Origin of the sequence: Butyrivibrio sp. MC2021, assembly GCF_000621605.1 — a bacterium.
Taxonomy (GTDB): domain Bacteria; phylum Bacillota; class Clostridia; order Lachnospirales; family Lachnospiraceae; genus Butyrivibrio.
This window is the reverse complement of record NZ_JHXX01000012.1, coordinates 98,878-121,417: the sequence shown is the minus strand read 5'-3', so window position 1 is coordinate 121,417 and position 22,540 is coordinate 98,878. Positions and strand designations below refer to the sequence as shown.

Below are 22,540 nucleotides of genomic sequence, written 5' to 3'. Positions count from 1 at the left end.
AATGTGAGGATATAAGGTACACAGAAGGAATGAAGGATCTCTATTCTCACAGAAAAGAAACAATAGAGAGAATCTTTGGAACAGCTAAAGAGAACCACGGATTCAGATATACGCAGATGTATGGCAAGGCGCGGATGGAAATGAAGGTCGCGCTTACATTTGCGTGTATGAATCTGAAAAAGCTTGCAAGAATCAAGCATGAATGGCGGTTAGAGATGGCCTGATAGAGGCCGTTTCTATCCTTTATTATCAATAAAACACTCGCGAAAAAGAAAAATGGTCTTGAGAGCTACGCTCTCAGGACCACTTTGTCTACAGTCTGACCCTTGCAGATTGATCTCTGCAAGGGTTTATTATATGCATTAACAAATAAAAAATGATCAGTGTAAACTTCTAAGCAGCTCGATAGCTGTCATCGGTCGAGTCTCAGGCTCAGCGGAAGTTTCATACTTCTTAAGCAGCTTCGCTCTCATCTCTTCCGGATGGTTGTATAGCTGATCCATTATTCTGTCAAACGCCTGCTTCCATTCGCCCATTTTCTCTCCTCCATCTAGCCTTAACACCGTAGCGACATTATCATATAGGTTTGAGGCGGATTAATCAAGGCGTATTCTGACTAAAATTGTGAAAACTCTGTGTCCTGGACCAAATGATAAAAATACATCAAACTGCAGTGTAAAAATGTCTCTCTTCAGGTACTTCAATAATAATATCAGTAGTTTTGGTCTTCCTCTTTTTGACCATCATAAGCATGTCACCGCCAATAAGACAGAAACCAAATACGCAGCAGTAAAGCACTACCTCTACAAAATCCCTTGTCATGCCATTATTCCTTATTATGGCCGGCATATTGGCAAATACGGAAAACAGATCCGTGTGGTGCCCATACTCTTTTACCAGATTGAAATATTTGATGGCAAAGGCAAATCTGCAGGAAAGGTAAGACAAGGCCGCAGTCATAACGGTGCAGTAAATAAGTCCCAGTCGTGACATCTTGCCGCTGCCGGTGGCATATCCCAGAAGAAGGCAGTAAGCCAGCGCAACTCCAAGCCAGGTGGATACGCTTCCCAGAAATACTGATAAAACGATCAGCGCAGCTCCCAGAATTCCGCCAAGGAAGCCAAAGATCATTCCCTTGGGAATATTCTCCCTTACGGAATCGTCAAGGCATTTTCTTGCCTGAACATAGGAGTCGCAGGCCTCATGACAGTCATCACAGAAGTCAAATACTCTTCCGTTAATATCGTAGGATTCTATGCTATCCAGAGGCTCGCCGCAGATCTCGCAGACATTTACAAAGCCGCTTTTCTTAAGAAGCTCAGAGACCTCTCTGAGAGCATCTACAATATTGTTCATAAGCTTCTCTGATAAAAGTGTCTTCTGAATGATAAAGGTGATCCTGTTGTTCTGATAAACAGCATCCCTGATGCAGTCAACCTCACTGACTATGTATTTCAAAAATTCATCCTCAGGCAGAAGTCCCCCACTTCTTACCGAAGTACTGATCATATAGGTACAGCCCTCTATTGAGATCGTAAAACGAAGACCGTTCATAAAACCAACCGTTGAAACAGACTCTTCATCCAATCTAAAGCCCATACCATTAAATTTTTTCAAAAATGAAACTTTCCCGGAGTCGAGACTACTGACATTCCCCATATAAAACCTCCCTCAACAAACTCAGTGCCTTTTACGGCGCGCTTTTCAATATTATTGGATTAACAATAGGTTGTCAATAATAATCTCAATATTGTTAAAACAAATTTTCAACAAAAAAGAGCTGCCACGGCAAAACCGCAGCAGCTCTGTAGTTTACATAATATATAAGGGATTAAACAATACCCTGAGCCTTCATAGCATCTGCAACCTTAAGGAAGCCTGCGATGTTAGCACCTGCAACATAGTTGCCCTCCATGCCGTACTTCTTAGCTGCGTCATCAATGTTGTGGTAGATGTTAACCATGATCTGCTTAAGCTTAGCATCAACCTCTTCGAAGGACCATGAAAGTCTCTCAGAGTTCTGGCTCATCTCAAGAGCTGATGTAGCAACACCACCTGCATTTGAAGCCTTACCGCAAACAAAGAGAACACCGTTCTTCTGAAGGTACTCTGTAGCATCGATTGTTGTAGGCATGTTAGCACCTTCGCAAACTGCGATACATCCGTTAGCAACAAGCTGCTTAGCATCATCAAGAAGGAGCTCGTTCTGTGTAGCGCAAGGAAGAGCAACATCACACTTGATTGACCAAACGCCTCTGCCCTCGTGGTACTCAGCTGACTTTCTTGCTGCTGCGTACTCTGTAAGACGTGCTCTCTTAACTTCCTTGATCTCCTTAAGAAGAGCAACATCGATTCCCTCGGGATCATAGATCCAGCCTGTGGAATCAGAACATGTAACAACCTTAGCACCAAGCTGCTGAGCCTTCTCGATAGCGTAGATAGCTACGTTGCCGGCACCTGAAACAACTACTGTCTTGCCGCTGATGTCATGGCCGTTGCACTTAAGAAGCTCCTCTGTGAGGTAAAGAAGACCATAACCTGTAGCCTGTGTACGTGCAAGAGATCCGCCGTAGGTAAGACCCTTACCTGTGAGAACTCCCTCGTATACGTCTCTGATTCTCTTGTACTGACCATACATGAAGCCGATCTCACGTCCGCCTACACCGATATCTCCGGCAGGAACGTCTGTGTCAGCGCCGATGTGTCTGTAAAGCTCTGTCATGAAGCTCTGGCAGAATGCCATAACCTCTCTGTCTGACTTGCCCTTAGGATCGAAATCAGAACCACCCTTACCACCGCCGATAGGAAGGCTTGTAAGAGAGTTCTTGAAGATCTGCTCGAAACCAAGGAACTTGATGATACCAAGGTTTACTGAAGGATGGAAACGAAGACCTCCCTTGTAAGGTCCGATAGCTGAGTTGAACTGTACACGGAAACCGTTGTTAACCTGAACCTGTCCCTTATCATCAACCCAAGGTACTCTGAAGAGGATCTGTCTCTCAGGAGTTACAAGTCTCTCTAAAAGAGCATCCTTGCGATATTCTTCCTCATTAGCCTCAATAACAACACGAAGTGACTCAAGCACTTCCTTAACTGCCTGGTGGAACTCAGGCTGAGCTGGATTTTTTTCTACAACGTAGTTGTAGATCTCATCAACGTAAGACATTTTTTCTTTTCTCCTTCCATTTTTGGCTTTTTTCATTTGATTTTAGGTATGAAAAAAGAGCGTAGAAAACTAAAGGTCTCTACGCCCCATTGCGCAGACATCACTGTCTTGGAGTATTATACACTTTGATGTTTTAAAGTGCAAGAGACTTTACCACATTAACTTGAAAAATTTTATGGCTCCTCATTATTTTCTTCAGATTCCGAATAGTCTTCATAATCTTCAGAGGGCTCCTCTGAAGGCTGCTCCTCCTCAGGCTGTTCCTGATGAGGTGACTCTTCCTCCTGTGGCGGCTCTTCCTGGTCCTCAGGATTTTCTTCCTGCTCAGGCTTGGGATTGGTGATCCAGCGGTAGAAAAATGCATGGTTACCAATCATGGTATATTCACTGATTCCGTAGTAATCAGCATAATACTTGGTCATAAAGAAGAGATAATCTCCTACTCTGGCTCCGTCAAGAACCTCCTGGGCGGCCCTTATACAGGTGGAATTGGGGCCGTTGGCCATGATGAGCTCCACCTTGCCGGATCTGTAGGATGCAAACTGCATATTCTGGGTTATAACCGAAACGACGGTGTTGGGAAAAGCAGAGCTTTTAACTCTGTTCATGATAACTGAGCCCACCGCCAGTTTGCCGGTGTAGGACTCACCGTCGGCCTCAGCCTGTATCGTAGCTGCCAGCCAGCTGAGCTCCGATTCGGAAGCCGAATAAGCACCGGATGTATCCTCCTTGGTAAGGGCAAGGCGCTCCGCAATCTGCTTGGCCAGTTCTGCCTGGGCAGCTGCGGTCTTGGCCTGTAGGGATTTCATCTTGGTGTCCAGCTCCGCCAGCTTGGTATCGTAATCAGCCAGTTTGTTCTTTTCCGATGAAAGGCTGTTCTGGGTTGAAGAAAGCTTGCCCTTGACCTGGGCTGTCAGATCGGAAAGTTCCTCATGCTTTTCATCAAGCTGATTCTGGTACTGATCAAGCTCATCCTCTTTCTCACGGACGACTGAGGTCTTGGCCTCAATATCCGCCTGAAGAGCCTGAAACTCGGCTATCTTTTTCTTGTCATATTCAATTATCGCATTGAGGTATTCGTATTTGGTCAGAAATTCCTGCATTGACCCGGACTCTAAAAGAAGGCGTGCAAGCCCATTGTTGCCGCCGTTCTCATAGGTAGATTTGATACGTTTTTTAAGAAGCTCGTAGCGCTTATGCTCCTCATCTCTGGCATCCTGAAGCTGTCTGTCCAGCTCAACGATCTCAGAAGACACTACGGCCATGGCGTTCTCGGCTTCTGTTATTTCTGCATTTAAAGAATCCAGCTTGTCAGAATAACCCTTGATGGTTGTCTGAAGCTGTGAACTCTGATTTTGAAGATTACTAACACTCTCCTGGGTCTTTTGTTTCTCACCCTGAAGAGTGCTTATTGCATCCTGGGTTTCCTTGGTCTGCTTCTCAAGATTGGAAATGGCATTCTGGGTCTGCTGTTCCTGCTGCCTCATGTTATCGATGGTCTGACTGAGATCGTCATTCTCATCCTCCTGGGCACGACAGTATAGACCGGTTTCCCCCACTATTAAACATACAAGAACAAGCCAGATAATAATCCTCTTCTTCATACACTCCCCATAAGACTATTTACTCAAGGAATTCAGACTTAATATATCCTGTAGTTCCATTATACTCTACTTTGGACCATCCGTTAGCATACTGCTGCTTAACATTTACAATAGTACCTGCGTACAGTGTAGCAAGAATTTCAGACTCTGTGCTCTCACTCTTACGAAGTCTTACAGAATCCATAACCTTCATCTTGCCGGTCTTGGCTGTGGTAGCAGGCTTAGACTCGGTCTCTGTGGTCTTATTGTCGTTAGTTGAAGTTGTTGTTTCTTCCTGGTTCTCATTGGCAACTTCCACAGTCTCTTCGCCTACAACCTCAAAAAACTCGGTCTTAACAAAGGCATAACCTTTGTTGTACTCGATCTTGCTCCAGCCGTTGGCCAGGGCCTCAACCTGTGTAAACTCCTGCCCCTTGCTGGTCTTGGAGATAATATCCGCTGTCTCTGAATCAGAGCTTCTGATATTGACAACATCTGTAGCTCTGATGGTATGTGTTGTAACTATGGTCACATCAGATGATGTAGCCTCTGCCGCAGCCTCCTCTACAAATGCCTCCTCTGCTGCCGCTGCATTGCTGCTGGCCTCGGAGCTTGCCAGGGCCTCTCCTACAGAAACCTGAAGTCCTGATCTCATCTGTGTCAAAAGCTCAGCCAGAGTCTCGTCTGAGCTGACCATCTCATTATATTTGGACGCAACTTTATTATTCAGATCGATAACATCGGCCTGAACGTTGATCTGCCTTAAATATTCAATCTCATTGCCCTCTGCGATATCACCGTTGATATAGAGGTTGTCATTCTCATCGGTACAGATATAGAAGGTCTCAAGTCCGGGAACAGCCTTCTCGTAATCATAGAGCTTAACCTCATTGTATACATAAGCCACGTAGCTGCCCTGAAGGGGTCCGGGCTTGGTATATACAGTGATATTCTCATAGTCCTCAATATAATCAGCTGCTGCGATGGCCTTAAGAAGCTCTGTATCCTCCAGCCCCTTGTAGATCTGGGCAATAGTATCGGCATCACCCTCAGCGGAAGCTGCATAATACTTCTCGATAAGAGCATTCACATCGCTGTGGGCATTCTCTTCCATCTGAACCTCGGGAACCTCATAGGTGGCAGCAATCTCTGCCTCATCAGGATTCTGAGCCACCTCATTGGCCCTGCGGTTGGCGGTCAGCGCAATGGAAACCGTAGCCACAACAGCCAGAACAAAGATAACAGGCATAAGGAACTTCTTGTTATCTCCGAGAATTGCAAATATGGATTTTTTATTATTTCTCCAGGAACTGGGAGAATTCTTCTTCTTTTTCATAAAAAGCTAAACCTCTGAATCTAAAACATATTCAAGTGAAATGCACCCGACAGGAATCGAACCTGCATCAAAGGCGTCGGAGGCCTCCGTTCTATCCATTAGACTACGGGTGCATAACGTACCCGAATATAATACCATATGTGGCCCTTAGCTGTCTATGTTATGTGTTTGAAGCAAGTTTAAGGTCCAGATCCCAGATTTTAAGCTCATCCCGCTGAAGGGAATAGTAATAAAGGCTGGGGCTTAAGACCTCTTCGTCCCTGATAACACTGGTATTGACTTCACCGATCATCTGTCTGATGCATTCAGGGGGAATCTGGCATTTAAGGGCCGGCATTACGATAGTCTCATGGACTGAAGATGGGATAACAAAAAGATCCTCCCCTACCTTCTCGGCAATCTTCCTGAGGACTCCGGGATAAAGCACGGCGCCGGCCCCCTGATAACCGGACTCAGTAGTCACCACATAAACATCATCAAGGATATCCGATACCGGCAAAAATGGCATACGCAGGTACTCGGTGATTCCTTTTACGGAAGCGGGAAATACCACTGTTGTGTTGTCCATGATATTCTCCCACAGCTCCTCCTCGGAAATCTCCCACATTTTGAGATGGTCCCTTGTTATGGTGACGCTGCCGCTCTCATTGCCTTTGATGGTGACAATGCAGATAGGAATCATGACCAGGTCTTCAATGTATCTGACGGGAACATCTCTCAGCCTTTCCCTATTTGGCTCGGCCAGGGCAAGCTTGTAGCTAAGAAGAGAACATGCCATGTCAAAATCCTTGAAAAAATCGAAATTCACCTTTCCATCCAGGCGGGACTCCCTGTAGAGCTCAAGCACCGCCTGTGTAAGCTTCCCAAAAGGCTCACCCTTTTCATAGAGATCAAAGAACTCATCATAATAAATGCTGGGTGCCACATTGGAACCCTCCTGCCTGATGGTCATGGCATTATGGATTATCCCGTTGTTCTTGATGACCTCCTGAAGTGTTATATTAAAGCCCTCTCCCAGGCTCTTCTCAACGTCATTTTTTAATTCATTTCCAAAATTAATTATATCCATATCTTCCTCCGGTAAAAATAGTTTGTGATGTTTTCAGACAAAAAAAGACAATAAAGAAGCTACTTCCAGTTTCTTTATTGTCTTACAGTTCTTTTATAAGTTTCTATAATTTATGAAAACTTGTGTCAGATATGGTAAAAAAACATATAAATCAATTAAACTCTTGAGAGATACTCACCTGTTCTGGTATCAATCTTGATAACGTCGCCCTCGTTAACGAAAAGAGGAACTGCTACGTTAGCACCTGTCTCAACAGTTGCAGGCTTTGTAGCACCTGTAGCTGTATCGCCCTTGAAACCAGGCTCAGTCTCTGTGATTGTAAGCTCTACGAACATAGGAGGCTCAACTGCGAATACGTTGCCGTTGTAAGACATAACCTTACAAACCTCGTTCTCCTTAACGAACTTAAGGGAATCACCGATCTGATCAGATGTAAGTCCGATCTGCTCGAAAGTCTCCTGATCCATGAAATTGAAAATATCGCCATCCTGATAGAGATACTGCATATCCTTCTTGTCGATACGAGCTGCAGGGAACTTCTCAGTAGGACGGAAGGTTGTCTCCTTAACACCGCCATTGATGATATCCTTGAGCTTGGTTCTTACGAAAGCAGCGCCCTTACCAGGCTTAACATGCTGGAATTCTATAATCTGACATACGTTGCCATCGATCTCGATGGTTACACCATTTCTGAAATCACTTGCAGAAATCATAAAATAAATCCTCCTAATTACTTCACATCAAACAACTATCACATTTTAAACTATCATTGATGATTTTTCAACTATTTTTTTCTGAGGAGTGTTTCTGCCCGGGCGTTTTGTCCAAATCAAAGTAAGAAATCCCCGAAAATGGACTCTGTGGGCATGGATTGGTAGGCCTTAATCAATGACTGATAGTAGGAGGACTCGGTGGTGGTGCCGAGGGTGGCGTTGACCAGGGCGTTTTCGTTGAGCTTGTTCAGAGATGTGCCGGAAAAAGCGTCGCTGCTGCCGGAGGAGGATTCCTCTTCCTCGTCGGAGGATTTGAATAAAGAGCTCTGGATCATGTTGGTGTAGAAATAGGATGAGTCGGAAAGGTCACGGAGGGCATTGGTGCTGAGAAGCCCCTTGTAGGCATCGGCATTGTCCGTGGTCTGGCCGTTATTTTTCATGATGACGGCCAGGGCATCTGCAATCTCAAGATTGCCACTGCTCTTGGACGCTGTGATCAGCTTGGCAAGGCTTGTGGCATAGTCTGTGTTCCTTGCTGCTGTCTCAGATGTTTCTGCTGCAGCTGATGCCCTGGAAACGGCATTAGCAGCGTTCTCCTGCCCAGGCAGTTCATTCACCTGAGAAAGCTGGGGCGCAGTGAAATTGTGGCTCGCAATATTTTCTTTAATTTCCTTATTTAAATCAGGTATCTCCGCCTTGGCATCGGATACTGCCTTGGAGAAATATTTCTGAAAGATCCCCTTGAGGTCACTTCCGATGGAAGCCCCCTGATTATTTACACCGGATATGGAATTAAGATATGAATTTACCGCATTTGTAAGTTCACTGATTCGAAATGCCATTTTTTACCCCCAAATGAATAAACCTCAACAAATCAGATCCATGTCACCTTAAGATTCCTGTATTCAGCCACCATGAAAGGAAGCTGTCTGAATCCTATATTTCCGCCGGTGAGTATATCACCGAAGGTCATTCCGTCGTCGTAAAACTCCAATATGGAAAGGTTATTAATAAGAAAGCTCACCCTGGCTCCCCTTTTTATAACGGTCATCCTATACCATTCTGCATCCATGGACGCATCGGGAATAGGATCCGCTCCCTGCCCCACAAGATAAGCGCCGACGCTCTTTCGAAGGTTACAGGTATGGAATGAGCGCTCCGAAGGCTCCCTTCGCCTGAAATAAGAAAGATGAAAGGCATTGATATCCCCACTGTGATACTGCTCATACTCTCCTGTCCTTGGAGAAAGAGAGCTGTCAAAGATGCTGCCGGGGCCGCTCCTTGGCTTGGCTGCAAAAAACAGCATGGCAAGGCCCGGTTCCTGAATGGGGCGAAATTCCCATTCGATCCTGATATCCGCAGGAAAGACCGAAGGACACCACAAAACAAACTTCGAATCACCGGAAAGGCGCATAACACCGCCCTTAAAGCTGATATCAGCCTGTCCCTCCAGCACGAAGTCCTTTATATCTTTTTCACATGAAAGTGGATTATCGTAGATGAGTTTAGACATTATTCCCCTCTTAATGTCTTATTTCGGACATGATTTAATACTTTTTTCATAATCTATTGTATAAGAATCCCTACAAAGATGCAATTACATGCTATACTGATAAGACACACCGGAAAGGAGTATTTTATGGAAAAAGAAGTCTTTGATAAAGAACAGACTCATTTGACCGGAACCTACAATAAACTTTTAAATATAGAAAAGAACCTGAAGGAGCAGATATCCGCCCTGAACGAGAAGGCCGTGGATGACAAGAACGATATCAGGGACAATATCCGTTTTGACTATGCGGATATCGAGACCACCATGGAAACTCTGGCTGAGATCGAGGTGTGGAACCGCTATATCGACACCTACAACGTTGAGAGTTCTTCCCTGGGAAAACGCCTTGCCACTGTGGAAAAGCTGCTGGAATCCCCGTATTTTGCCAAGATATCCGTGCAGTTCGATGGGGAGGACGAGTCCGAGGATTACTACATCGGAAGGGCCGCCATTTCAGAAAACGGCTATGACCAGCTGGTGGTGGACTGGAGGTCTCCCATCGCTGAGGTCTACTACAATCAGGAGAACGGCCGAACCCAGTACACCGTGGAGGACAGAGTTATCCCGGTTAATCTGAAGCTCCGCAGGCAGTTCGACATAGACAAAAATGAGCTTAAGGCCTATTTCGATACTCAGATAGCCATCGAGGATCCCATGCTTCTTGCATCCCTGTCCCAGACCCGCTCGGACAAGATGCAGGCCATTACCGCCACCATCCAGAAGGAACAGAACGCGGTCATCCGATATCCGGAGGTTTCCACACTTCTTGTGAACGGTATCGCAGGAAGCGGCAAGACCTCAGTACTTTTGCAGCGTATCGCCTACCTCTTTTTCCAGAAAAGAAATTCCCTGAGGCCGGATCAGGTGTGCCTTATTACACCCAATCCCATTTTCAGGGACTATATAGACAACGTACTTCCGGATCTTGGCGAGACCAATCCTGTGACCCTGACCTGGAAGGAATTCGCAGAGCATGTGGATATTCCCTTTGCTTCGGGAGAATATGACTATACGGAGGCTTCAGCCCTTGAGAAGATCCACGAGGAGCTTCCCGAACTTAAGCTCACTGCTCAGGACTTTTTTGATATCAAGCAAAAAGACAAGGTTGTTTTATCCAAAAATGATGTCTTCAATGTGGTAAAAAGATTCTCCAAGTTCCCGCCGGGAGTGAGGCTTATCCAGACTGTGGCGGACGAACTTGAAAACGTCGCCAAAAACGCCATGAGAAACATAGACACCGGCAGCGATGACGACGAAGAAACAGAAGTAAACTCAAGATCTGAGCGCGGCGAAGAAAACCGTCTTGAAAATGATTTCGGCGGAGCCCTCAGCTGCATAAGGCACTGCGGTTTTGTCAATGTGACCCACATCGCCCAGAGGATCCTCGGCAGCCGCAAGATAACCGCCGCCGAGTGGTTCTTTACCAGAATGGAGCTCACCGGAGTCTGCGACCGCAACATGCGCTACGTGATGATCGACGAGGTTCAGGATTATACAAGAGCCCAGCTCATGGTATTCAGAAAGTACTTCCCCAACGCAAGGTTCATGCTGCTTGGTGATGAATTCCAGGCCATCAGAGAAGGCACCGTGAGCTTTTCCGAGATCAAGGAAATGTTCAGTCAGGACAAAAAGAGCTTTGCGGAGCTTCCGCTTCTTACCAGCTACAGAAGCTCACCGGAAGTCACCGAGATGTTCGCATCCATACTTCCTGAGGAGAAGAAAATGCTTGTCTCCTCTGTGCAGCGCCCCGGAGAAAAGACCATTGTAAAGGCCCTGGGCAGTGATGAGGATCTCAAAAAAGAGCTGGTTAAGCTCTGTGATGAATACGGCAAAAAGGACGGACTCACCGCAGTTATCTGCAGAAACGCCGGCAATCTCGAGAGAATAAGCGAAGCTCTCGGAAAAGACTGCCCGCCTGTCATCTCGGAGAACTGCTCTCTTCCCGAAAGGGGAGCCTTCTTTATAGAGCTCAAATACGCCAAGGGACTTGAATTTGACCATGTTATTCTGCCAGATGCAGATGATATATCCTATCCCGATGACGAGATAGGAAGACATTGCCTCTATACCGCAATGTCCAGAGCAACACAGCATCTTGCTGTTCTTGCCAAAGGAAAAACGGCAGGGATCTTATGATCCCCGCCGTTTTTTATTGGTATCTTTTTTATAGCTTTCATGAAGTTTTTTTCTGATCTCCAGGGCCTTCCTGCTGTCCACTTCCGATATGGCATTGCTGCCGGGGCCTGCATATTCTGCCCTGTAATAGAGTCCGAAGATTTCTCCGATCTGCTGCCTCAAAACTTCCGGAGCTCTTTTTTCATAATCCGATAAAAGTCCCCTGTCAAAGAAACTGTCTGAATGCTTTCTTATATCCTTTTTTATAAGCTCCACATCTGTGCGAAGCTTCTCCTCGAAGGTCGCCCTTTTGTACAGAGCTTCCCTAACCAGCATGGTTCCAATAAGAAGAACCAGAAAAAGGAAAAGAACGCTGAGTATAACTGCCACCACAATGGTAATAAGTCTGAAGATACCCTTTTCAACAGGCTCTACAGTAACTTCACCGACGCCCTCTGTCTGGATTTCGGGCATATTCTGCATCAGTCCTTCCAGATAGCCTTCTGCCAGTCCCACATCTTCTACGGACTGGGCCTGTTTCGGCTCACGGTTCCAGGTTCTGTCCGCTGCGGAAAGGTATGCTCCCGTGGGTTCAAAAGGTATCCAGCCGGCCCCTTCAATATAGGCCTCGGGCCAGGTATGGGCTCTTGATGCCTCAACTCTGTATTCCTCCTGCTCCTCAAAGGGATAGAGATATGAATATCCTGCATCGCATCTGGCAGGAATCCCCGAAAGCCTAAGGAGCATGGTCATGGCTGAAGCGTAGTGGACGCAGTAGCCCTCTCCCTTTTGAAAAAGAAGAACCTCTGCCAGCTCGCTCATTCCCTCAGTCTTTGACATATCAGAAACACCTGCATCTCCCATGTTCAGATTATAGGGAAACTGCCTCAGGTACTCCTCTATGATTCTGCATTTATCATATTCGTTGTCGAGATCATCAGTAAGCTTGTGGGCAAGGTCAGACAGCTGAGGACTACAGCCTGTGGTATCAATGTAAAGCGCCATGGTTTCGGCGTCATTTCCGGCAGTCCCCGTCATGGCTGCATATTCTTCCTCTGTAATAATGTAATCCAGATTGATGGTGTATATCTTCTTTCCATAATCGCAGAGCTCTTTGTAAGAAATCTCTTCAACGGGGTAGGAATCTGCATTTCTGACTACATCCACAAAATAAGGACTTCCGTAGTCGATATCAATATATGTGGCATCAAGGGTATAGCCCTTTTTATGGGGACTGTCGCTGCTGCCCTGAAGGACAGGCTTTCCGGATGAAGTAAGCTCAACACAGCCCATGGGGGCGATCTCATCCCCGGTACGAAGATACCCGTACTCAAGCTCCAGGGTAGTCTTCTGGGAAAAGGCATCCGTCAGCTCCTTGGTGGCTCCCGCCCTATAAAGCAGGGTCAGAAGGTCCACAATTCTCTCCTTATCTACACCCCTTCCGCCTACAAGGTAAACAGATCTTCTTCTCTTCATGAGTTTGCCGTTTTCCTTGTCCTTAAACAGCACATAGGTCTGACTTTTCGTCCGTAAGAAAAGCTCTGTATTATTGTTTTCGGAAGTGCTTGCTCCGGTCAGCCCAAGATTGCTGTAGCCTGTTGCAAAGTCATCGCTCTTAAAAAGTCCGGAAGCAAAATAGAATGCATCGCTGTAGGCATCCTCCGCTCTCTGCACAAATCTTTTCCCTGCATCAATAACGGGATTCCAGTTGATGGGCTCCTCCCTGGCAGGCAAAAGAACCACCGCCACTGCCATCACCACAAAGAAAGCATAGGGGAAGGGCTCTTTTCCCTTTTCAAGTATCAGATACTGAAGCCCTGACATGACCAGCATGGCAAGGCAGGCAAAGGCCGCCGTCTCCGCCTTGTCCTCGGGCCAAAAGGCTCCGTTACTGAGCCTCAGAGAAACAGCCACCGCCAGAAGAATAAAGCTTCCGAAAAGAACAACCTTTTCCCTGAAGGGAACAAAATCGGTAAAAAGCCTCAGAAGGGCCGCCACCATAACCGCAGTCTGAAGATAGGGAAAGTTCTCAATATCTTTTACCAGAAAGAACAGAACCACTGAGGGAAAAACGGAAACCAGTGCAGAAATGATCCCTCCTGTGAAGGTTCTGAAAAGGTGCTCAAGACAGCCGTAAAAAACAAAGGAAATAAGCACAGCAAGAACAAAGGCGCTTCCGTACATTTCCCGAAGATCGCCCTTTGCAAGGTATGCTCCCCAAAGGCATACACAGGTCAGTGAAAATATGAACATACAGATCTTGAGCTCAGTCGATAACAGTGCAGTAATCGTCTCCCGGCTCCTTGTCTTCTCTGATGAGAAGCCTGATATCCATGTCATCCCAGTTGTCCCCCTTTGAATCCGCAATGTCTTTCATCTTGTCGTAGTCGCTGTCGGTGCTGTAGAAGATGCCGTCAGCCACAATGTTGTAAAACTCAAGGAACGTATCATACGAATCCACCACCGACTCCCTCACTGTGCCGGCGGGATAGATCAGCTTCACAGGAATCCTCTGCTGGCCAAAATGCCAGGCTGCGGAAACAACAAATTCCAGGAAGTAATCTCTTTTTTTCAAAAACTCCGTATCCTGTTCTCTCTCAGGCACATTGACAGCCAGGAGAATCAGCGTAACGGTGCGCTTTTCCAGTTTGTCCGGAACTCTGACCATAAGCTCCGAGAGCCTAGCGGAAACCTTCCAGTTGATGGCAGAAAGAGGATCGCCGCTTCTGTAGGCCCTCATGTCACTTCCCGGGGTCTCCTCGAAGAGCCTTGCGCTCTTAAGACCGCTGCTGTTCACCATGTTCTCTATGTCCAGGAAATCATCGGCGATATCGGTGATCCTGGGACTGACAATGGCTCTGAAGGAATAGGGCACAGGATATTTGAGCCGCATGATCCTGAAGGGATCCGTAAAAAACAGATCCTCCACTCCGATATTGTAGGCCCCGGCGTATTTGCAGCTGATGCCGGAAGAGATTTCCTTCTTCTGCCTGACATCCAGCGACACCTCATCCCCGTCCCTGAGGCTCACAAATTCGCTTCTGTCCCGGTAAAGGCCGAAGGTCATGTTGTGGATTGGGAGAATTCCGCTATTTTCCACCAGAACCCTGTAGTTATGGGTATCTCCCTTGGCCAGCTTGTGGACCTCTATCTCCTGGTACAGGGAGACAGAAAAAATGTTTATTATCATGTAGATCAGAGAAATGGGAATCATCAAAAGCAGTGCATACAGCAGCACAAAGGAAACCGGCCCTCCGTAGAAGGACGCAAGGACCAGGCTTCCCAGTAGAATCAAAAGATATAGCAAAAGTCCTTTTTTACTGAAAGAAATACTCATGATACCTTCACCCTCTCAAGAATCTGTCTTACAAGAAAATCCTTGGTGGTGCGGCTCATTTTGGCCTCGGTGGTGAGAACCAGCCTGTGAGGCAGTGTAAGTTCTGCGGCCATGGCGATATCCTCAGGCACGCAGTAGTTCCTGTCATCCATATATGCAATGGCCTGACTGCATCTGATCATGGAAAGAAGGGCCCTCGGTGAAGCGCCGCAGGCAACCTGATCGTTTTTCCTGGTGGCTTCCACTATATTAACAGCGTAGGCCCTAAGCTCCTCCTTGATGGTGACAGCGGCCACCTCTTCTCTCATGGCGCAGATATCCTCACCGGAAAGCACCGGCTCCACCTTCTCATGAAGGTGCCCGGTAAGGAAACGCCCGGTCATATCTATGGAGGCCTCGGTATCGGGATAGCCCACAGAGAGCTTCATCATAAATCTGTCCATCTGAGATTCCGGGATAGGATAGGTTCCTGCCATCTCGGAAGGGTTCTGGGTTGCTATTACCATAAAGGGCTCCGGCACGGGAATAGGGGTGCCGTCAATGGTTACCCTGTGTTCCTCCATTACCTCCAAAAGCGCAGACTGGCTCTTGGGTGAAGTCCTGTTCAGCTCATCCGCCAAAACTATATTGTTAACGATGGGTCCCGGAAGGACATTGAAAGATGCCTTGGAGGGATCATAAACAGAAAAGCCTGTTATGTCCGAAGGCGTTGTATCCGGTGTACACTGAATCCTTGAAAAAGAAAGGGACAGTGAATCAGAAAGTGCCTTGGCCAGGGAGGTTTTGCCCACTCCCGGCACATCCTCCAAGAGAACATGGCCGCCGGATAGCAGTGAAATAACGAGCCTGTCTATCACCTGCTCCTTTCCTACTATTCTTTTTTCCATGCTCCCCCTGAGCTTTGCTACTTTCTCATTCATACGCTGTCCCCCATGTTAGTCTGATTTTTGAGATAATTGTCTGATAAATCTGACAATTACCATTAGATTATACTACCATCAGGCGAACTGTGCCATGTAAAGATCGTAATAAGCACCCTTTTTGTTAAGGAGCTGCTCATGGCTTCCGCTCTCTAAGATACCGCCCTTGTTGATGACAAATATCCTGTCTGCATTCTTAATAGTAGATAAGCGGTGGGCGATAACGAAGCTTGTCCTTCCTGACAAAAGAGCCTGTATGCCCTTCTGCACCAGCATCTCTGTATGGGTGTCGATGCTGCTGGTGGCCTCGTCCAGAATAAGGATCTTGGGCATTGAGATCATGGTCCTTGCAAAAGCGATGAGCTGGCGCTGTCCGATGGAAAGTCCTGCGCCCCTCTCCTTGAGCTCAGTGTCATAGCCCTTTTCCAGCTTCATGATAAAGTCGTGGGCATTGACAGCCTTGGCTGCGGCTATCATCTCCTCCTCGGTGGCATCAGGCTTGCCGTAAAGGATGTTCTCCCTGACGGTACCGCTGAAGATGAAGTTATCCTGAGTCATGACGCCCATCTGGCGGCGAAGGCTCTCGATAGTAACATCGGAAAGGTCATGTCCGTCAATAAGGATGCGGCCCTTCTGAATGTCATAGAACCTGCTGATAAGGTTGACGATGGTGGTCTTGCCGGCGCCGGTGGGGCCCACAAGGGCGATGGTCTCTCCGGACTTGGCTGTAAAAGATACATCCTCGAGAACCTTGGTCTCTTCCTTGGTTCCAACGTCATAGGTAAAGCCTACGTTTCTGAAGGTAACTTCTCCCTTTATCTCAGGAAGCTCCTCAGCCCCCTCTTTATCAACTATCTCCGCCTCGGTATCAAGAAGGTCAAATACTCTCTCTGCGGCAGACATATTTGTGACCAGCTGGTTATAGTATCCTGAAAGGCCCATGATAGGTCTCCAGAACATATTGGCATAGGTTGCAAAAGCAACGATCATGCCCACGCCGGCCTCGGTGTAACCAAGAAATACCACAGCCACCAGATACATCACCATGCTGCTGATGGCCCAGCTCATGTCGATAGCGGGTCCGAAGAGATCAGAATACATGCAGGCCTTGATATAGGCATCTCTGTGCTCGTTGGCCAGATCCCGGAAGGTACTCTTGGTCTCATTTTCCGCATTAAAACTCTGAACCACGGAAATTCCTGCTATATCCTCATGGATATAGGCACTTAAGTTGGAGGACTTCTTTCTTACATCCTGCCAGCCCTTGTGATTTTTACCCCTGATCCAGAAGATGCTCACCAGCATAAGAGGCATGGAGCAAAGGGTTCCAAGGGCCAGCTTCCAGTCCTTGATCATCATGATCACCACAACTCCAAGAACCGTTACGAAGTTGGGGATCAGATTGGTGATGGTGTTGTTCATGACCTCCTTCAGGGAGTTAACATCACCGATGATCCTTGAGAGGATCTTTCCTGTGGGTCTTGAGTCGAAAAATGTCAGTGACAGGGTCTGAACGTGCTCATAGAGCTCCTGTCTGATGTCCAGTAATATTTTGTTTCCAATCCTGCTCATGAAGTAAATACGAATTTTAACAAAGCCTGCATATACAAAGCCAAGAAGGACTATCAGTCCCGCCGTCAGCATAAGGCCCTTTATGTTTCTGTTTGCCACATGAACATCTATTGCATATTCCATAAAAAGCGGGCTAACCAGATTGATCAGCACACAGGCTACCAGTGAGATCAAAACCGGTATTATCTCTTTTATGTGAGTCTTGAGATAGCCCATCATTCTGACGAAGACCTTTTTCATGTCCGTGTTCTTGATGGTTTCGTCTTCGCGAAATGAATTAGCTGCCATTACGCACTCACCTTCCTTTCTTCAAGCTGTCCGTACTGTGCCACGTAGGTGTCGTAATATAAGCCCCTCTTTGCCATCAGCTGGTTGTGGGTTCCTCTCTCCGCGATCTGCCCGTCCTTAAGGAAAAGGATCTCATCCGCATTTCTGACAGCGGATATTCTGTGGGCAACGATGACGCGGGTTACTCCTGTGATGGTATCCAGGGTCTTTTGTATCTCCGCCTCTGTTTCCATATCAAGGGCTGAGGTTGAATCATCGAGAACCAGAATCGGTGCTTTCTTGGAGATAGCTCTTGCGATGCTGATTCGCTGCTTCTGTCCTCCGGAAAGGCCTACACCTCTTTCTCCGATAACGGTCTCGTAGGAATCCTCAAGCTTCTCGATAAAGTCGCTGGCCTGAGCCATTCTTGCGGCACTTTCTATTTCTGTTTCTGTCATCTCGTCTCTTCTTCCCATCTTGATGTTCTCAACAATGGAATCCGAGAAGAGGAATGAATCCTGCATAACTACTGCAGAGGCGCTTCTCACCTGACTAAGCTCCATATCCTTGATCTTTACTCCGTCGATACGAATATCACCCTTGGTGGGATCATAGAATCTCTGGAGAAGGTTGATGATGGTAGACTTGCCGGAGCCGGTCTCACCCATGATTCCCAGGGTCTTGCCGGAAGGAAGGCTAAAGCTTACGTCCTTAAGAACCTCTTTATCTCCGAAGGATAAGGAAACATGGTCAAACTCAATGCTTCCATTTATCCCCGGCAGGGTCACAGGGTCATCATTTTTCTCCAGAGTGGAGTGGTTCTCGTAGATCTTTTTGATCTTCTTAAGAGAGGCAAAAGAGCTGGTGAAGCCGTTAACTATCCAGCCGATCTCCTCCATGGGCCAGGTGCAGCTGCGGCTGTAGATGATGTACGCTGTAAGGCTTCCCAGTGTCATCTTGCCGTTAACAACTGCGATTCCACCAAGGACCGCGCAGATAACGGGAAGGAGCATGGCTGAAAGCTGGAAAATGGGATAATACCTGGCATCAGCCTTGGCTTCCTTCATGTTGAGTTCATAGTAGTGTCTGTTGTGCTTCATGAACTTATCAATTTCCATCTTTTCCCTGGAAAAGGCCTTAACGGTTCTGACGCCTGCCAGGTTCTCCTCTGCGATGGTGGTGATAGTTGCGTTCTCCTCACTGATCTCGTCGTAGACCTTGTCCAGCTCCTTCTCCATGACGATGGCGATGGTTCCGCAGATTGCCATGGCGATAACGGGAACGATGGTCAGGAGCGGATCGATGGAGATCATGAAGTATAAAACAAGAACCACGTTCAGGATTACCTCCATGCCCATCATGGCCTCCATGCCCACCATCTGGAAGGTCTTGTCCACGTCATCCTTCACACGGGCCATGAGTTCGCCGGTGTTGGTATCGTCAAAATAGTCCAGAGACAGGCCCTGAATGTGATTGAACAGGTCCTTTCTCATCTCTGTGCCTATGGTTATACAGTTTTTGTCAAAAGTAAATTCCTTAAAATATCCAAAGATGCTCCGTCCGATTCCGATAAGAATGATAAGCGTAAGGAAAAGGGGAAGCCTGTGAAAATCTCTTCCGACTATGGATTCATTTACTATAATTTCAGTTATTTTCGGATATATCATGTCCAGTGCAATGGCAAAGAGCATGAATATCACAGCCATGGTGTAGGTCGCCCAGTGCTTTCGCACATAACTTGTAAGTGTCTTCATTGTTCCTCCTCAATTACTGTTTCCTGGTGCTTCCAGGTTCCCCGGGATGTGATAATTTCTTGCGTTTCGGCCGAATCAGAAAAAAGGACGCAAAAAACCCCGGTTGGTCTATCTAAAGACTTAACCGGGGTACAACTATCACAATAAACTATTCAGATATGGAATGCTCCCTTATCCAAACACAGTTTCCCGAGGTAAAGTCCTAGAAATATAATGGTTATCATATCTTCTTGCCACATTTGTCATAATTCCTTACCTCGCTTTCTTAGTATTTATCGGCCCGTAGCACGGCCAACAGTCATATTATGCGCTCAGCATCTGAACTTGTCAACAGAGTTTCCGAAAGTTTTATTTTTTTCTTCTTGTGAGAATGATTGCAATGGCTGCCACAGCTGCGGCAACCAGGGCAACGGCGCCGGCTGCCACTCCGCCGTTGATGCCGGGCTTTGTGCCGGTTGAAGTGCCGGTTGAAGCCCCGGAGCCTGCAGGTCCCTTTGTAAGGATCACTGCAGATACAGGTGATACTGTAATGCTACCATTTGCTTCTCCAAGGGATGTGGTTCCTGCCTTGCCCTCGGAAACGCAGATGTTCCAGCTGCCCTCGGGAAGTGTGACCGTGGTCTCCTTCTGGTTTGGATTAAAGATCAGGAAGATTCCCTCCGCGGTCTCATCCTCCACAGCCTTGTCGGAATTATCCATGTGGAAGGCTATAACGTTCTTATCAAGGCCCTCTGCCGCTGTAACTCTCTGGGATATTTCATCGGTAGTCGTGAGTCTTAAGAGGCCGTGCTCTTTTCTGAAGGCAATAAGTCCCTTATAGTACTCAAGGTTCGCCGCATACTCAGGATCATCCAGTGTCTCCCACTTGATGCAGTTCACTTCATCTCCGGAGCTGTAGCTGTTGGAGTCATATGTTCCGTCCTCCTTAACCTTGGTACGAAGGATCTCCTCTCCTGCCTGCATAAAGGGAATTCCCTCAGAGGTCATATAATATGCTGCAGCCAGATTGCTCATTTTTATCCAGGTGTCACGGTCAAGGTCTGACCTGGCGGTGGCGATCCTGTCCAGAAGAGTGTTGTTATCGTGGCAGGATGCGTACTGAACGATCTGTGTGGGATCTTTACTCCAGCTCTCTGCTGCCAGGAAAGAGCTTATCAGCTGTCTCTCTTTTCCTGTGGAGCCGGAGGCCCAGCCTGTCTCTGCGGTATTAAATACGCTGCCCTTAAGACCGTCTCTTATATTGTCGTTAAAGAAGGCAAAGCCCGGTACCTTTGCAGAGGACTGCTGTGTGCACAATGTCACATTTTCCTTGGTGACATCGGTGTTCATGCTCCAACCCTCTCCGTAGAAGATAACATCGGGGTGAGTCTTATGTACCTCTGCCATGATCTCATTTATGGTGTCCACATCAAGAAGACCCACCAGGTCAAATCTGAAGCCGTCGATATGATACTCCTCTGCCCAGTAGCAAACTGAATCCACGATGTACTTTCTGACCATGGAGCGCTCTGAGGCTGTATCATTGCCGCAGCCAGAGCCGTTGGAATAGGTTCCGTCAGCATTTATTCTGGAAAAATATCCGGGAACCAGCCTGTTTATGCAAAAGTCCTTTCCGCTGTAAACATGGTTATAAACCACGTCCATAACCACAGAAAGACCGTTGTCATGAAGGGCCTTCACCATCTGCTTGGCCTCGGCAACTCTTACTTCTCCGTGATAAGGGTCTGTTGAATAGGAGCCTTCAGGAACATTGTAGTTCACAGGATCATAGCCCCAGTTAAACTGCTCTGTGGAGGTTGCATTCTCATCTACTGAACCGAAATCATAGAAAGGAAGCAGATGAACGTGAGTAACGCCCAGATCCTTAATATAATCAATTCCGGTGGAATTACCTCCGGCAGTCTTTGTTCCTGTTTTGGTAAAAGCGGTATATTTACCGGCATCTTCGATTCCACCGGCCTCAGAAACCGAGAAGTCCCTGATATGAAGCTCATAGATCACGGCGTCGTTTATCTTTTCCCCGCCGTGAGGATTAAGGTCGCTGTCCCAGCCTACAGGGTTGGTGCTGTCAAGATCCACCACCATGGCTCTTTTGCCGTTGACACCGGTGGTGCGGGCATAGGGGTCACAGGCCTCTACGTTGAGGCCGTCAAGGACCGCAGTAAAAGTGTAATAGGTTCCCGCAAGGTCCCCCTGTACATCAAGCTGCCAGGTTCCGTTCTCTGCCGGCTTCATCTCAAGCTTATCTGTAAGATCGTTTTCCCAGGGATCTCCTGATTTATAGAGATTAAGAAAAACAGTCTCTGCTGTGGGAGCCCAGAGGCGGAAGGAAGTCTTATCCTTACTGTAAACCGCTCCCAGGTCATCTCCCTGATATGTGTATTTATCCTCAAATTCCTGTGTGGAATAAATAATGGGCATGTTGATGGGATACTCCTCATCCTCGAAGCCCACTCTGTAATTTCTGCCGCTTTCAAGCTCGCTCTCTATAGCAAGGTCATAGTAATACTCGCTGTCAGAAGCCTTTTTGGCCAAAGTAGCTTCTGTTACCCTGATCTCCCCAAGGCGTCCGATCACATAAAAGCCTTCCAGCTGCTCCTTAGAAAGCTCACCTGTAAAAAGAACTGTAACTGTTTTTTTTCCATCATAAGTTGCGCTTTTTAATTTTGTCCCCGTCACAACGTCTCCTCCGTATTCCTTAACTGCGCCTTCTACACCTGATTCCACGTAGGCATGTACTGTTCCCGATATTACTTCCGAAATGTCAATAAACTGGTCCTTATCTATATCCTTGGTCCAGTCTGCGGTTCTGACGATAAAGCCAACCTTGGTGGCTCCGGGCTTTACCTCCATGGTTGCCACCATTTCTCCGTCCTCGTCCACAAAGGGGTATCCTGCTCCATCGCCGTTATCCGGCCAAAGCCAGGCATCCCAGGCTGCATAGTCCCCATCCTCTCTGTGATAATGGAGCTTCAAGGTAACTCCCCCTTCAGCCTTCGCTGTAATTACCATACCGGCCTCGGACAAAACCAGTGTCAGTGCCATGATCACGCCTATAAAAAGGGTGATCATTTTCTTAACTCTTTCCACTTTATAACCTCCCTATACAAAAAATTGTCATGGAAAACGTTTTCCATGACAATTTTACTACAGCTG

The 22,540-nt window shown here is 47.1% G+C and carries 16 protein-coding genes, 1 tRNA gene and 1 pseudogene; 2 read left to right on the top strand and 16 right to left on the bottom strand.

Translation table 11 applies throughout. From position 1 onward, the window contains the following. Window positions 1-206, top strand: a pseudogene (locus tag T359_RS20625) (transposase); the annotation flags it as partial. A 174-nt stretch (window positions 207-380) separates the two neighbouring features. On the opposite strand, the gene T359_RS22540 reads toward T359_RS20625, so the two are convergent. The 10 genes from T359_RS22540 to T359_RS0114935 all read right to left on the bottom strand — a co-directional run bounded on the left by T359_RS22540 (window position 381) and on the right by T359_RS0114935 (window position 9,380). Then, a complete protein-coding gene (locus T359_RS22540) occupies window positions 381-536 on the bottom strand; it encodes a hypothetical protein (protein WP_155840139.1) in 156 nt (51 codons plus the stop codon). A 127-nt stretch (window positions 537-663) separates the two neighbouring features. Next, complete coding sequence (locus tag T359_RS0114975; protein WP_026518175.1) at window positions 664-1,659, bottom strand: hypothetical protein; 996 nt, start codon at window positions 1,657-1,659, stop codon at window positions 664-666. A gap of 172 nt (window positions 1,660-1,831) precedes the next feature. Continuing rightward, window positions 1,832-3,166: an NADP-specific glutamate dehydrogenase gene (gene gdhA / locus T359_RS0114970; protein WP_026518174.1), complete on the bottom strand. Its 1,335-nt coding sequence runs from the start codon at window positions 3,164-3,166 to the stop codon at window positions 1,832-1,834. A gap of 173 nt (window positions 3,167-3,339) precedes the next feature. Then, the gene (locus tag T359_RS0114965; RefSeq protein ID WP_026518173.1) at window positions 3,340-4,770 is read right to left on the bottom strand and encodes a cell wall hydrolase; all 1,431 of its coding nucleotides are present in this window, start codon (window positions 4,768-4,770) and stop codon (window positions 3,340-3,342) included. Between the two features lie 19 nt (window positions 4,771-4,789). Then, complete coding sequence (locus T359_RS0114960) at window positions 4,790-6,085, bottom strand: SH3 domain-containing protein (protein WP_026518172.1); 1,296 nt, start codon at window positions 6,083-6,085, stop codon at window positions 4,790-4,792. Between the two features lie 41 nt (window positions 6,086-6,126). Continuing rightward, a tRNA-Arg gene (locus T359_RS0114955) sits at window positions 6,127-6,198 on the bottom strand. Window positions 6,199-6,245: 47 nt separating this feature from the next. After that, entirely contained in the window at window positions 6,246-7,154 is a 909-nt protein-coding gene (locus T359_RS0114950; RefSeq protein ID WP_026518171.1) for a DUF5688 family protein, read from the bottom strand. A gap of 155 nt (window positions 7,155-7,309) precedes the next feature. Continuing rightward, window positions 7,310-7,867 (bottom strand): elongation factor P, encoded by a 558-nt coding sequence (efp, locus tag T359_RS0114945; RefSeq protein WP_026518170.1) that lies wholly within the window; start codon window positions 7,865-7,867, stop codon window positions 7,310-7,312. 116 nt (window positions 7,868-7,983) lie between these two features. After that, a complete protein-coding gene (locus tag T359_RS0114940; protein ID WP_026518169.1) occupies window positions 7,984-8,709 on the bottom strand; it encodes a hypothetical protein in 726 nt (241 codons plus the stop codon). A 32-nt stretch (window positions 8,710-8,741) separates the two neighbouring features. Further along, entirely contained in the window at window positions 8,742-9,380 is a 639-nt protein-coding gene (locus T359_RS0114935; protein ID WP_155840138.1) for a DUF1961 family protein, read from the bottom strand. Window positions 9,381-9,506: 126 nt separating this feature from the next. Between T359_RS0114935 and T359_RS0114930 the strand changes: the two genes are divergently transcribed. Continuing rightward, entirely contained in the window at window positions 9,507-11,555 is a 2,049-nt protein-coding gene (locus T359_RS0114930) for a HelD family protein (RefSeq protein ID WP_026518167.1), read from the top strand. Here the strand turns inward: T359_RS0114930 and T359_RS0114925 are convergent. From T359_RS0114925 to pulA, 6 genes are all read right to left on the bottom strand, one after another. After that, the gene (locus T359_RS0114925) at window positions 11,550-13,874 is read right to left on the bottom strand and encodes a transglutaminase-like domain-containing protein (protein ID WP_081795606.1); all 2,325 of its coding nucleotides are present in this window, start codon (window positions 13,872-13,874) and stop codon (window positions 11,550-11,552) included. The genes T359_RS0114930 and T359_RS0114925 overlap by 6 nt on opposite strands. Then, a complete protein-coding gene (locus T359_RS0114920) occupies window positions 13,801-14,871 on the bottom strand; it encodes a DUF58 domain-containing protein (protein ID WP_026518165.1) in 1,071 nt (356 codons plus the stop codon). The genes T359_RS0114925 and T359_RS0114920 overlap by 74 nt, the downstream gene beginning before the upstream one ends. Further along, window positions 14,868-15,791, bottom strand: coding sequence for an AAA family ATPase (locus tag T359_RS0114915; protein WP_026518164.1), 924 nt, complete (start codon window positions 15,789-15,791; stop codon window positions 14,868-14,870). Before T359_RS0114915 ends, T359_RS0114920 begins: the two co-directional genes overlap by 4 nt. A gap of 78 nt (window positions 15,792-15,869) precedes the next feature. Continuing rightward, entirely contained in the window at window positions 15,870-17,651 is a 1,782-nt protein-coding gene (locus T359_RS0114910; RefSeq protein ID WP_026518163.1) for an ABC transporter ATP-binding protein, read from the bottom strand. Next, window positions 17,651-19,384 (bottom strand): ABC transporter ATP-binding protein, encoded by a 1,734-nt coding sequence (locus T359_RS0114905; protein ID WP_026518162.1) that lies wholly within the window; start codon window positions 19,382-19,384, stop codon window positions 17,651-17,653. The genes T359_RS0114910 and T359_RS0114905 overlap by 1 nt, the downstream gene beginning before the upstream one ends. 348 nt (window positions 19,385-19,732) lie before the next feature. Next, on the bottom strand, window positions 19,733-22,474 hold the full coding sequence (pulA, locus tag T359_RS0114900; protein WP_026518161.1) for a type I pullulanase: 2,742 nt from the start codon (window positions 22,472-22,474) through the stop codon (window positions 19,733-19,735). Window positions 22,475-22,540: the final 66 nt, after the last annotated feature.

Excerpts from the sequence above, each read along its gene's own strand:
- T359_RS0114915 (WP_026518164.1), bottom strand. The coding sequence starts at position 15,791 with ATGAATGAGAAAGTAGCAAAGCTCAGGGGGAGCATGGAAAAAAGAATA.
- T359_RS0114935 (WP_155840138.1), bottom strand. The coding sequence starts at position 9,380 with ATGTCTAAACTCATCTACGATAATCCACTTTCATGTGAAAAAGATATA.
- T359_RS0114950 (WP_026518171.1), bottom strand. The coding sequence starts at position 7,154 with ATGGATATAATTAATTTTGGAAATGAATTAAAAAATGACGTTGAGAAG.
- T359_RS0114910 (WP_026518163.1), bottom strand. The coding sequence starts at position 17,651 with ATGGCAGCTAATTCATTTCGCGAAGACGAAACCATCAAGAACACGGAC.
- T359_RS0114965 (WP_026518173.1), bottom strand. The coding sequence starts at position 4,770 with ATGAAGAAGAGGATTATTATCTGGCTTGTTCTTGTATGTTTAATAGTG.
- efp (WP_026518170.1), bottom strand. The coding sequence starts at position 7,867 with ATGATTTCTGCAAGTGATTTCAGAAATGGTGTAACCATCGAGATCGAT.
- T359_RS0114960 (WP_026518172.1), bottom strand. The coding sequence starts at position 6,085 with ATGAAAAAGAAGAAGAATTCTCCCAGTTCCTGGAGAAATAATAAAAAA.
- T359_RS0114975 (WP_026518175.1), bottom strand. The coding sequence starts at position 1,659 with ATGGGGAATGTCAGTAGTCTCGACTCCGGGAAAGTTTCATTTTTGAAA.
- T359_RS0114905 (WP_026518162.1), bottom strand. The coding sequence starts at position 19,384 with ATGAAGACACTTACAAGTTATGTGCGAAAGCACTGGGCGACCTACACC.
- gdhA (WP_026518174.1), bottom strand. The coding sequence starts at position 3,166 with ATGTCTTACGTTGATGAGATCTACAACTACGTTGTAGAAAAAAATCCA.
- T359_RS0114930 (WP_026518167.1), top strand. The coding sequence starts at position 9,507 with ATGGAAAAAGAAGTCTTTGATAAAGAACAGACTCATTTGACCGGAACC.
- T359_RS0114925 (WP_081795606.1), bottom strand. The coding sequence starts at position 13,874 with ATGACATGGATATCAGGCTTCTCATCAGAGAAGACAAGGAGCCGGGAG.
- T359_RS22540 (WP_155840139.1), bottom strand. The coding sequence starts at position 536 with ATGGGCGAATGGAAGCAGGCGTTTGACAGAATAATGGATCAGCTATAC.
- T359_RS0114920 (WP_026518165.1), bottom strand. The coding sequence starts at position 14,871 with ATGAGTATTTCTTTCAGTAAAAAAGGACTTTTGCTATATCTTTTGATT.
- T359_RS0114940 (WP_026518169.1), bottom strand. The coding sequence starts at position 8,709 with ATGGCATTTCGAATCAGTGAACTTACAAATGCGGTAAATTCATATCTT.